At 34.8% G+C, this 13066-nt stretch carries 8 protein-coding genes; 4 read left to right on the top strand and 4 right to left on the bottom strand.

All coding sequences use genetic code 11. The features are described from left to right. Positions 1–22 precede the first annotated feature (22 nt). Both yidC and V1T75_RS00370 read left to right on the top strand, forming a co-directional pair. On the top strand, positions 23–1894 hold the full coding sequence (gene yidC / locus V1T75_RS00375) for a membrane protein insertase YidC (protein WP_330486578.1): 1872 nt from the start codon (positions 23–25) through the stop codon (positions 1892–1894). 289 nt (positions 1895–2183) lie between these two features. Beyond that, a complete protein-coding gene (locus V1T75_RS00370; protein WP_330486577.1) occupies positions 2184–4622 on the top strand; it encodes an outer membrane beta-barrel family protein in 2439 nt (812 codons plus the stop codon). Between the two features lie 188 nt (positions 4623–4810). Here the strand turns inward: V1T75_RS00370 and V1T75_RS00365 are convergent, their stop codons facing one another. Continuing rightward, complete coding sequence (locus tag V1T75_RS00365) at positions 4811–4987, bottom strand: hypothetical protein (protein WP_164505156.1); 177 nt, start codon at positions 4985–4987, stop codon at positions 4811–4813. A 145-nt stretch (positions 4988–5132) separates the two neighbouring features. Here V1T75_RS00365 and fumC point away from each other — a divergent pair, with 145 nt between their 5' ends. Then, positions 5133–6533 (top strand): class II fumarate hydratase, encoded by a 1401-nt coding sequence (fumC, locus tag V1T75_RS00360; RefSeq protein WP_330486576.1) that lies wholly within the window; start codon positions 5133–5135, stop codon positions 6531–6533. Positions 6534–6597: 64 nt separating this feature from the next. On the opposite strand, the gene V1T75_RS00355 is transcribed toward fumC, so the two are convergent. From V1T75_RS00355 to V1T75_RS00345, 3 genes are read right to left on the bottom strand one after another with little or no spacing between them, the layout of a single operon-like run. Continuing rightward, the gene (locus V1T75_RS00355) at positions 6598–7476 is read right to left on the bottom strand and encodes a hypothetical protein (protein WP_330486575.1); all 879 of its coding nucleotides are present in this window, start codon (positions 7474–7476) and stop codon (positions 6598–6600) included. Positions 7477–7487: 11 nt separating this feature from the next. Continuing rightward, the gene (locus tag V1T75_RS00350; RefSeq protein ID WP_330486574.1) at positions 7488–8558 is read right to left on the bottom strand and encodes a hypothetical protein; all 1071 of its coding nucleotides are present in this window, start codon (positions 8556–8558) and stop codon (positions 7488–7490) included. 11 nt (positions 8559–8569) lie between these two features. Beyond that, on the bottom strand, positions 8570–9460 hold the full coding sequence (locus V1T75_RS00345; RefSeq protein ID WP_330486573.1) for a hypothetical protein: 891 nt from the start codon (positions 9458–9460) through the stop codon (positions 8570–8572). Positions 9461–9876: 416 nt separating this feature from the next. Here V1T75_RS00345 and V1T75_RS00340 point away from each other — a divergent pair, with 416 nt between their 5' ends. After that, complete coding sequence (locus tag V1T75_RS00340; RefSeq protein WP_330486572.1) at positions 9877–13065, top strand: LodA/GoxA family CTQ-dependent oxidase; 3189 nt, start codon at positions 9877–9879, stop codon at positions 13063–13065. Position 13066: the final 1 nt, after the last annotated feature.

Here is a 13066-nt window from a genome sequence, read left to right as displayed (position 1 = left end):
GTTGACATTTTAACATATATCAATGGAACAAAAAAAATTTGATTTAAATTCCTTTATAGGAATGCTTTTATTAGGAGGAATTATGCTTTGGTGGATGAACACTCAAAAGCCTGAAGAAACTCCTGAGGCAACTACCCAAACAGAGCAAACTACAGATGCTACAACCAACACTCAAAACAGCTTATCGGATAACGTAGTAACAAACGACTCGTTACAACAAATTGCTTTACAAACTAAATTTGGTGCCTTTGCATACGGAGCTTCAAAAAGCCAAGAAGGAAATACAACACTTGAAAACGATCTTGTAAAGTTAACTATCGACAATAAAGGGGGACAAATTATTGAAGCTCTTGTTAAAAACTACAAAACGTATGATTCGTTACCTCTTTACTTGGTAAAAAATAACAATGCCTCTTTTAATATTAACTTCGGAACTACTGATAACCGAATTTTAAATACTAAAGACTTACTATTTACTCCTACCCTAACCAAAAATGGAGATACGCAAGTACTTTCTATGAAGTTAAAGGTTTCTGAAGCAAAGTTTTTAGAATATCGCTATGAAATGAAAAAAGGGGATTACCGTGTAGGTTTTGCCGTTCGCTCACAAGGATTGAGTAATACTATTAATAGTTCTCAAGAAATAAATTTAGATTGGAGTTTAAAAGGTTTTAGACACGAAAAGAGTTTAAAAACCGAAAATATGTACTCTTACTACTATTATAAAGCCGATGATGAAGTAGATTACTTACAAATGAATGATGATGATGTAGTAAGTGATATTGATTGGGTTGCTTATAAACAACACTTCTTCTCTTCTATTTTAACATCTGACACACCGTTTAGCAATGCTACTTTAAAGTCTGTTGACTTTGCTGGTGAAGATAAAGACAGCGTATACACTAAAACTTACGGATTAAAAACTCCGTTAGCTTTAACAAACGGGGAATTAAATTATAATATGCAATGGTTTTATGGACCTACAGATTATAATTTATTAAAATCTTACGAAGGAACTAGTTTAGACGAAATCGCTGATTTAGGTTGGGGTATTTTTGGTTTCTTAAACCGTACCATATTCTATCCCGTATTTAATATGTTAAAAGGATTTATAGGTAACTACGGATTAATTATCATTTTAATGACAATTGTAGTACGTATAATCATGTCTCCAGTACTTTACAAGTCTTACTTGTCAAGTGCTAAAATGAAAGTGATTCGCCCTGAAATGGAAGAAATTAACAAGAAATTTCCAGGGAAAGAAAATGCAATGAAGCGCCAACAAGCTATCATGGAAGTACAGCGAAAAGCGGGAGTAAGTATGATGTCGGGTTGTATCCCTGCCTTAATGCAAATGCCTGTGTTCTTTGCGCTCTTTAAGTTTTTCCCTACCAACATTGACTTTCGTCAAAAGAGTTTTTTATGGGCAAACGACTTATCTTCTTATGATACTATTTTTAAATTACCGTTTAAAATTCCTTTTTATGGAGACCATGTAAGTTTATTCCCAATTTTAGCTTCTGTAGCCATTTTCTTCTACATGAAAATGAACCAAAGTCAGCAAGCTAACATGCAAGCACCTACTCAAGAAGGAATGCCAGACATGAGTAAGATGATGAAATGGATGATTTACTTCTCTCCTATTATGATGTTATTCTTCTTTAACAACTATGCAAGTGGATTGAGTTTATACTACTTTATTTCGAACTTACTTACCATTATTATCATGTTTGTTATTAAGAACTATGTAATTGATGAGGATAAAATTCATGCTAAAATTGAAGAAAATAAAAAGAAGCCTGTTAAAAAGAGTAAATTCCGTGAGCGTTTAGACGCTGCCATGAAACAAGCTCAAGAACAGCAGGCTGCACAACAACGTGCTAAGAAAAAATAATGACCAACAATCTTGGTAAATTATCTTAAAAACCGACTTTTTCACATTAAAAAAGTCGGTTTTTCTTTTTCAGTCTGTCTTCTACTTTTGAGTATTGAAATTAACTTTTTACTCTAATACCCAAAAACTTTATAAACCTTCCTTTTTCATTTCACACTTTTCACTTTTTCATTTTTCACTTTTCACTTTTCAAACTTTACTACACAAATCTTATTTAACATTCTTTTAACTAAACCCCATTAAACCTTTAGGGAAATTTGCGGTCAAACAAGCTTTATAAATCAACATAATGAAGAAAATTACACTACTTATTATTTTACTAATTAGTTTTACAGCTGTAGCACAGCGTACCCCATCTAAAGTTACCCTAACAGGAAAAGTTTTAGAAACAAATTCTAAGCAACCTTTAGAGTATGCTACTTTAGTGCTTACCAATACTAGCACTCAACAAGTTATTGGAGGAGTAACCAATGCTAATGGGAGCTTTTCAATAGACGCTTCTTCTGGTACTTATGATATAAAAGTTGAATTTATTGGCTTTAAGACTAAGAACTTAGGAAACCACAACTTAACAGAAAATAAAAGCCTAGGAACTATTTTACTATCTGAAGATGCTGAAACATTAGACGAAGTTGAAATTATTGCTGAAAAATCTACCGTTGAAATTCGTTTAGATAAAAAAATATACAACGTTGGAAAAGATATGACAGTGAAAGGCGGAAATGCCTCTGACGTTTTAGATAATGTACCCTCAGTAAATGTCGATGCAGAAGGAGCTGTAAGCTTGAGAGGTAACGAAAACGTGCGTATTTTAATCGATGGTAAGCCTTCTGCTTTGGTAGGACTAAGTGGTACAGATGCTTTACGTAACTTACCTGCCGATGCAATTGAGAAAGTTGAAGTTATTACTTCTCCTTCGGCCCGTTATGATGCTGAAGGTACTGCAGGTATTTTAAATATTATTCTTAGAAAAGGAAAAATAAGAGGATTTAATGGATCGCTTAACTTTTCAGTAGGTAACCCTGATTTGTATAGCCTAAGTAGTAACATTAATTACCGCACAAGAAAATTCAATCTTTTTTCTAATTTAGGATACTCTTACAGAAAAGGCCCTGGAAATGCATTTAGCGACTTTACCTATTTAACCGATGGAGCTATAGATAGTTTAAGCATTGAAAAGAGAGACTATGACCGAAAAAACAAAAGTTTTAACGGTTCTTTTGGTATGGAATACTACCTGAATGACAAGAGTTCTCTTACTGGAACCATTTTTTATAGAAATAATGACGGTAAAGATATTGCCACAAACAATACAGATGTTTTTTCTCCTGCGAACGATCCTATAAGAAGCTTAAAGAGAGTAGAAACTGAAACCGAAGATGATATTGACACTCAATATTCGTTAAACTATACCAATAATATTGATGACAAAGGTCAAAAATTAATTATTGACTTACAGTATAGCGAAAACGAAGAAGATGAACTTGCTAATATTACGAACAACAACATTTTAGCTGAACAAAATAGTCAAGTTACCAAATCTAAAAACAGGTTATTACAAATAGACTATGTACTTCCTTTAGGAGAGAAAAGTCAATTAGAATTAGGTCATAAAGCAGATTTACAAGATTTAACTTCTGATTTTAGAGTTCGTGATGAAAATGGGCAGCCTTTTGATTTTGATCCATCTAATGCGATTGATTTTAAACAATATATCTACGCTTATTACGCCCAATACGGTAGTAAAATAGATAAATTCTCATACCTATTAGGATTACGTGCAGAATATACTGATGTTGATTTAACAGTATTAAATACGGGTGAGTTTTCTGATAAAAACTATACTGAATGGTTCCCTACTGTGAACTTAGGATATGAATTTAGTGAAACAGATAACTTAACTTTAGGGTATGCTCGTAGATTACGAAGACCACGTCACTGGTTTTTAAACCCATTCGAAACACGTAGTTCAGATACGTATGTATTTAAAGGAAACCCAGACTTAAACCCGACTTACACAAGTTCTTTTGATCTAGGGTATACTACAAGAGTTAGTAAAGTAACCTTAAACTCTTCATTGTACTATCAATTTTCAACTGATTTAATCAGACCTGTTTCTAGAATTGAAACAAGAGATAAAGGAAATGTTTTTGTACGTCAGTTCTTAAACCTAAATGATGAAGATCGTTACGGATTTGAATTAACAACAAACTATAACCCAGCAAAATGGGCCCGTTTATCAGCAACTTTTAACTATTTTAAGTTTAGAACAGATGCTTTCAACTACACTTATTCTTATACTAATCCTATCAATGGTGATCTAGTAACCGAAACTGAGTCTTTACCTGAAGTAAATAGTAGCAGTTGGTTTGCTCGTTTTAACTCTAGAATTACTTTACCTGCGAAAATAGATTGGCAAACACGTATTATGTATCGAGGACCACAAGATGATGCACAAGGTAGTAGAGAAGGTATTTTTGTTACCAACTTAGCATTTAGCAAAGATATATTTAAAGACAAAGCTTCCTTGGTGTTGAATGTTAGTGATTTATTTAATCAACGTAAAAGAAAAAGCTATACAAATACTTCAAGAGTAATGTCATATCAAGAATTTCAATGGAGAGAACGCCAAATTACCTTAAGCTTTACGTATCGTTTTAACCAAAAGAAAAAACGTGAACGTTCAGAACGTAATGGTGATTTCGACGGAGGCGGTGAAGGATTTTAATGTCTCATACTACAAATTATTAAAAAGAGCACTTGTTGATGTAAACAAGTGCTCTTTTTTGCGTTAGGGATTGAAGCAAGTTACCATGTAACGCGCAAAGCCCGCCTCCTTTGTGGGAACGCCCAAGATAAAAACATAAAAAAACCACGCCTATTAGCGTGGTTCTATAATATATTATAATAAAAAGCTTATTTACCTTCTTCTGCAGCTTTTTTTGCTTCTCTTTTTAACTTCATGTTTTCCCAGATAGTTCCACCAATCCAGTAAGGAACTACAAATGTTAATAAGAAAATTAACAGCCAAAATCCAGCTGTAAAAATAAACATGAATAATACCAATCCTGAGAATTCTGAAAAATCTAACATTTGTTTCTTATTAATAATTGTTATGCCACAAAATTATAACTATTTTTCTTTTTCTCCAATAAAATCTGATAAAAATCACTATTAAAAACTATTAGAATTTGTAATTTTGAACATCAATAATTTATAGCCTTTTAAATCATTTAAAATGACAAAATACAGAATCGAAAAAGATACGATGGGACAAGTAGAAGTTCCTGCTGATAAATATTGGGGAGCACAAACCGAGCGTTCTCGTAACAACTTTAAAATTGGTCCTGCTGCCTCTATGCCATTAGAAGTGGTATACGGATTTGCGTACTTAAAAAAAGCAGCAGCTTATACAAACGCTGAGTTGGGTGTATTAGCAACTGAAAAACGTGATTTAATCGCACAAGTATGTGATGAAATTTTGGCTGGAAAGCACAACGACCAATTCCCGTTAGTAATCTGGCAAACAGGTTCTGGTACACAGTCGAACATGAATGTAAACGAGGTTATTGCGAACCGTGCGCACGAAATTGCAGGAAATGTAATTGGTGAAGGAGAAAAAACGATCCAACCAAACGACGATGTAAACAAATCGCAATCGTCTAACGATACCTTCCCTACTGGTATGCATATTGCAGCTTACAAAAAAGTTGTAGAAGTAACGATTCCTGGAGTAGAACAATTACGCGATACCTTACAAGCTAAAGCAGAAGCTTTTAAAGATGTAGTTAAAATTGGACGTACACACTTAATGGATGCTACTCCCCTAACCTTAGGTCAAGAGTTTTCTGGATATGTAGCACAATTAAACTTCGGATTAAACGCTTTAAAAAATACGTTGGCACACTTAGCTCAATTAGCGTTAGGAGGAACTGCTGTTGGAACAGGGTTAAACACGCCTGCTGGTTACGATGTATTAGTGGCTAAATATATTGCTGAGTTTACAGGATTACCTTTTGTAACTGCTGAAAATAAATTTGAAGCTTTGGCTGCACACGATGCGTTAGTTGAAACACATGGAGCCTTAAAACAATTAGCGGTTTCATTAAATAAAATTGCTAACGATATTCGTTTAATGGCGTCTGGACCACGTTCTGGAATTGGAGAAATTATTATTCCTGCAAACGAACCAGGTTCTTCTATCATGCCAGGAAAAGTAAACCCGACACAAGCAGAAGCTATGACTATGGTTTGTGCACAAGTTATGGGGAACGATGTTGCGGTAACTGTAGGTGGTACACAAGGTCATTACGAATTAAACGTTTTTAAACCTATGATGGCAGCGAATGTATTACAATCGGCTCAATTAATTGGAGATGCTTGTGTATCGTTTGATGTAAACTGTGCTGCTGGTATTGAGCCTAACCAAACAAGAATTACTGAGTTACTAAACAACTCACTAATGTTAGTTACAGCGTTAAACACTAAAATTGGATACTACAAAGCTGCTGAAATTGCCAATACAGCGCATGCTAACGGAACTACGTTAAAAGAAGAAGCAGTACGTTTAGGGTATGTAACTCCAGAACAATATGACGAATGGGTAAAACCAGAGGACATGATTGGAAGTTTAAAATAAGCTAAACTTACTTATAGATATTAAAAATCCACAACCAAACGTTGTGGATTTTTTAATTTTATAACTACTTTATTTTTTCTTCCAACTTAGAGACTCTCTCTAACAAAGATTTTAATAACTTATTTTCCTTCTCTAATTTTTCAATTTTAGAATTTTGTTTCTTTAGTTCTTTAATTTCTTTTTCTTGTTGAATGGTATACAATGTCAACTCTTCAATCTTTTGTAATAGTTTAGCATCCATCTCCCCTAAAAAGAAACCATTTTTCTCAACTTCTTTCGCACTGGGAATGTCTTGTAAATGTCCTTTTTCTTTGATGTGCTTTTCTACATTTTCTAAACTTGGCAATTTATAGCTTTTTTCAAACACAAAATCGGCCCAATTAGCATAGGTAGCAACTTTTACCTCGGTCGCTACTACTTTTCCATCAACTCCTAACTTAAACCCTTTAGTATCTGATGTCCCAATTCCTACGTTACCGGTACTTCTTACTATACTAATAGCATTGTAATCATTACTTAAATCTGCTGTGTTAATATTATTGACACCTATATTCAATACATCTTTTGTTCCATCATAATTAATAAAAGCACCTTGATAATTAACTTCTCCAAAACGAATATATCTAGAAGTGTTTACTCCATAAATTCTAATATTCCCTTCTTTTACCTCTAGTTTTTCAGAAGGACTTGTCGTTCCAATTCCTACATTTCCATTATTCTCTACTGTAAATTGAACATTTTGATTTGGGGTTTCTGTACCACTTGACAATCTTAAAATAGGTTGAACATTATCTACCTGATTAATATATACAGCAGCCCCACCTCCATTTCTAATAAAATGATTATAACCTGTATTAGTTGCTGGATTTTTATAAGTTTGCGCGTCAATCTTTAAACATATTCCTACTATGGCAATCACCGCAATTTTAATTTTTGTTTTCATAATCAATTAATTTAATTTTTAGTTTTCAATAAATTTTTAACTAAAGTTTTTAACTCCTCTAGCTCCTTTTGTTGTTTGTTAATTTTAGAATTTTGTTTCTTTAATTCTTTTATCTCTTTTTCTTGCTGAATCGTATACAATGTCAACTCTTCAATCTTTTGTAATAGTTTAGCATCCATCTCCCCTAAAAAGAAACCATTTTTCTCAACCTCTTTCGCGCTGGGAATGTCTTGTAAATGTCCTTTTTCTTTGATGTGCTTTTCTACATTTTCTAAACTTGGTAGCTTATAGCTTTTTTCAAACACAAAATCTGACCAGCCGCTTCCTTCAACTTTAATTTCTCGTGCTCCTATGGAGCCTTCTACTGCTAGTTTATGAGAACCTGTAGTAGTGGTTCCTATACCTACATTTCCACCTGAACCATCAATAAACATTCTCGTGCTTGTTCCTCCTGTTCTAAAATAAATACTTCTATTCACATCAATAGTTCCTATATAAAGATTATCTCCTTTAGAAGCTATTTCGTTTTTATCTATACCTAGTCCACTTGTTTCAGAACCTAACAGAATACTTGCCCCTCCTAAATTACTCCAACCAATTGTTGACGAAGACGATATGTTAAGTTTTCCTTTAGGATTTGTAGTTCCTATCCCTATATTCCCATTTTGTTGAACCCAAAGAGCATATTGATTATCATCTGTACCTAAATAAACTCCTCCTTCATTAGCTGCTCCATACCCTATATGACCATTTTTGGCAACTCCTTCTCTATCAAACTTAACAAACGTTGTTTCATTACTTTTAATTTCTAATTTAACACTCGGACTTACAGTTCCAATTCCTGTATTTCCATTATTCTCTACTGTAAATTGAACATTTTGATTTGGGGTTTCTGTACCACTTGACAATCTTAAAATAGGTTGAACATTATCTACCTGATTAATATATACAGCAGCCCCACCTCCATTTCTAATAAAATGATTATAACCTGTATTAGTTGCTGGATTTTTATAAGTTTGCGCGTCAATCTTTAAACATATTCCTACTATGGCAATCACCGCAATTTTAATTTTAGTTTTCATACTCAATTAATTTAATTTTTAGTTTTTAATAACTGTTTAACCAAAGTTTTTAATTCCTCTAGCTCCTTTTGTTGTTTGTTGATTTTAGAGTTTTGTTTCTTTAGTTTTTTCTCTTGCTGAATCGTATACAACGTCAACTCTTCAATCTTTTGTAATAGTTTTGCATCCATTTCTCCTAAGTAAAAACCATTTTTTTCTACCTCTTCAGCACTTGGTATATCTTTTAAATGTCCTTTTTCTTTGATGTGTTGTTCTACATTTTCTAAACTTGGTAGCTTATAGCTTTTTTCAAATACAAAATCTGACCAATTAGCGTAAGTAGCTATTTTTACTTCTGTTGCTGTTACTTTTCCATTTACTCCAAGTTTAAACCCTTTAGTATCAGTTGTTCCAATTCCTATGTTACCTGTACTTTCAGATGTATATAAAAGTACTCTCTTATTTTTTTGATCCCATATCCCTGTATAACCTGTTCCGGTTCCATTTGTCCATATATAACTATCAGAGCCCGACATTTTTAAATCTCCCGTTATTGTGATATTTCCATTAACTTCCAACTTTTCAGAAGGATTTACTGTTCCAATTCCTGTATTTCCATTTGGTTTAATATACAAGCCTAATCCAGAACTATAAGGAGATACACCGTGAGCCATATAATAATATTTAATCGTACTTTCTCCTGATCCTAGAAGGCCTATTCCTCCTATCCTTGTAGACTTGTCAGTAGCCATATTATTTATACCTCTTGCCCAGCCTCCTGTAGTTATAGGTGTATTTATGTTAATATAACTACCATCCAAAGTTAATTTTCCAGTAGAAGAATTATTACCATTTGGGTCCCATTGCGCTTTCACACTTGTAAACACGCTTATCATAGCAATGACAGCAATTTTAATTTTCATATTTTTTTTAGATTAAAGCACAAATCTAAAAAGATTTAAGCAAGTAACTTTAAATCCAAAGAAATTTTACTTTTTAATAAATTTCTCTTTTATATACAGTTTTTTGACTTTCTACACGAAATAACAACCATTTTAAAAATAGCTGTTCTCTTTAAATAGGGCTTCCTCCTCAGTTACCTCTCAATATACTTTCTCAATCAAAGCATATTTTTATTTTAGTAACCTTTAGCTTTTTTTTCAAATATCACTACCCAATACTCAACACTCATTACTCATTACTCAATACTCAATACTCAATACTCAATACCAACAACTAATACTCGAAAACCTAACGCTTAAGAATTTCTTAAAACCAACTCTAACTTATATTCCTTATTTTTAAAGGTATATAATGTCAAACTAAAACTAACCAAAAAATGACAAACCCCTCACAAAATCAATCTTCATCATGCTGGAACTGCGATGGAGACATTACCCAAGTTACACAACGTTTAAAAGAAATGTTTGTGGAAATGGGACAAAAAACACGCATTGAAAACGGACAACAGCCTGCCGAAAGAGCGGTATTTAGGAAACAACACGGTATTGCATACGGTCGTTTTGTTGTAAACAAAGACATCGAAGAACAATTCAAAATCGGAATTTTTGCCGGTGACGCTTACGAATGTGCTGTTCGTTTTTCAAGTGATACGGGCCCCACTTCTCCCGATTTACATTCTACCTTAGGAGTCGGTTTAAAACTCTTCGGTGTGGAAGGCCCTAAACTGTTAGGAGATGGTACCAATGCCGATTTTATCTTTCAAAACATCGACCGTTTCTTTGCTCGTGATGCACAACAGATGTGTAGTTTCACCACTGCTGGTGTTATTGACCGTGATTACGACTCGTACATAGCCAAACACCCTGAATTAGCGAGTATTTTACAGGCGATGACCAAAGAAGAAGCTAGTGTATTAAGTGCTAGTTACTGGGCAATTCTTCCTTTTAAATTAGGTGATTCACAAATTGTAAAATATCGTTTAGTTCCTGAAGACACTTATAAAGGAACGCCTTTTAACGATACCAATTACCTAGGTATTGATTTACAACAACGCTTGTTAACCAAAGAAGCAACCTTCCGTTTCGAAATACAATTGCGTACCAACGATGCTACCATGCCTTTAGATGATGCACAGGTAGTGTGGAGTACGGAAGAAAGTCCGTATATATGTATTGCTAAATTACATTTACCTCAACAAGATGTAGCTAGTATTGGTCAAGCCGAGTTTGGAAGCAACTTAGCCTTTAATATTTGGAGAACCTTACCGCAACACGAACCTTTAGGATCTATTGCGCAAGCAAGAAAAGTAGTATATGCGGCAAGTGCCGAAGCACGTCATCAAGCCAACGGACAACAACTACAAGAACCTAAAGAAATCAATCCACAGTTTGAAGGTAACACCGATGAAAATAGCGACTGTATCGTAAAAGCAGGGATTTATCCTCCTATTGGTGTCATGCGTGTAGGAAATAGTGAACACGAATACTTTATTGGTCCACTAGTTGACAATCCTGAACCACAAACCGACCCATATGCATATCGTGATAAAACTGGTGCCTTAAAAAGACAAGCAGCACAATTTAGAATCTACGGATTCAATGCAGCTGGAAAAGCGGTAAAGGAATTAACGGCTGAAAATGCAAAAATTACGTGGCATAGTCATTTAGCTAATCAAAAATCGTCTTGGTATCAGTTTAACATTGCCTTAGATATTCCTGAAGCAGCTGATATGCCTCCTTCTATGTTACGCAATATTGATGTAAAAGATCGTAACTCTTTATTAATTGATGGAGGTGCAAAATCTATTACCGGAACCAATGTTACCGAAGGCCCTTTCTTTGAGGGGGAATTCTTCTCTAAAAAAGTATACTTAGGTGAAATGCGTACCGATGAAAAAGGACGTTTAGTGATGTTAGGAGGACACGGAAAATCGGAAAACATCAATGGTGATATAGCCATTACGTTTGCCAATAACGAAGGTTGGCACGATGATATTTCGGACGGACCTGTTACTGCGGAAGTAGAATACGAAGGAACAAAATTAAAAGTAGATCCAGCCTGGGTTATTTGTGCTCCACCAGATTATGCACCAATGCAAAAATCGGTACGTACCATGTGGGATTTAATGCGTGATGTGGCTGTAAAATCTAAAATGTTAGTACGACCTACCAGACCATCTTTTACCAAAGATATATTACCAATCTTCCAACGTATGACTGATTTACAGTGGGTAAATGCTGGTTTTGCAGGAGCTTTTGGTTTTGGAGGTCAGTTTGATTACACCACAAACGAATGGATTAAACGATTAGGAAATCCGTCGCCTGCCTATATGGAAATGCGAAGAACGATTTCTAACAACTTCCGTCGTTTTGATGTATCGGGAGCAGAAGCACCTCAACTATGGCCTTGGCTATATGGTGATGCAATCAGCATTCCTTCTACGGGGTCTGTTCGACAACATGCTACCTTATCAGACTTACAATTAGAGTTTTTAGATCAATGGGTACAAGGTGATTTCGATGCTGATTATGTGGATATGACTGGATGTCCCCACGTTCCTAAACCGCCTACCATTGACGAACTTCCAGTTTCAGAACAACCAGATATGCTCACCAAAGCTGCCATGGAGTTTTGTTTGGCAGATGCTTTCCACCCAGGTTGTGAAATGACGTGGCCTATGCGTTCTTCTGGTATGTACATGGCTCCTTTTAGAATTAAACATGCACCTAAAACACCGCCTGTTAATACTACGTATTATGGTCCAATGATGAATAATGATACATTACCATTGGCAAAAGGGCCTATTTTAGGCGGACAAGTAGCTGGGGGTATCACGCGTTGGATGGCAATTCCTTGGCAAACAGATACGGCAAGTTGTAGAGACGGATACACTAGTGAATACGATCCGTATTTACCTACGTTTTGGCCTGCGAGAGTACCAAACAACGTTTTAAATGAAGAACGTTATAAAGAAACAATGGATACGAATTTATCAGAGGAAACCCGAATTCAAGCCTTTAATTTCCGTTCCGATTGGTTAGACAACCTTCCCTTAGATGGTGAAGCACCAACCTATACGAATCAAATTAATAGCATGATTAAGTATTTTGATAAGCTAGCCGTGGTTCAAAAGCGCCCAGGAGTTCAGCATGATCCAAATTTCCCTGAAGAAATGCAAGTGGGTATTACTCCTACTCCAGAACAAGAGGCAGCATTATTAAACGCTACCATACAAGAATTACAAGGTGTTTTAACCGCTAAACATGCGTTAAAGAAAGGAGTTCAAAATACAATAGATGCAGCCGTAGATAAACTATCACACGATAATTTATTAAACGAGCAGTTGGTATTGGAAGATGCTCAGCGTAGCTTATTAAGCTTAACGGAAGATGAACTAGCAAAAGACTTTAAAGCAACACCCAATGTTATTAAAACCATACATTTAATTGCTGCTAAGTTACATCATATGAAACAGTCTGATTCGCATCAAGAAGCAGCTCCTAAAAGAGTGGAAGTTGGTATTCCTGAGAAGATGACACGTTTTTCAAGATATATTCCTAAATAAT

The sequence above is a fragment of the Tenacibaculum sp. FZY0031 genome (assembly GCF_036350695.1).
Lineage (GTDB): Bacteria > Bacteroidota > Bacteroidia > Flavobacteriales > Flavobacteriaceae > Polaribacter.
This window is presented reverse-complemented; position numbering and strand designations above follow the sequence as displayed.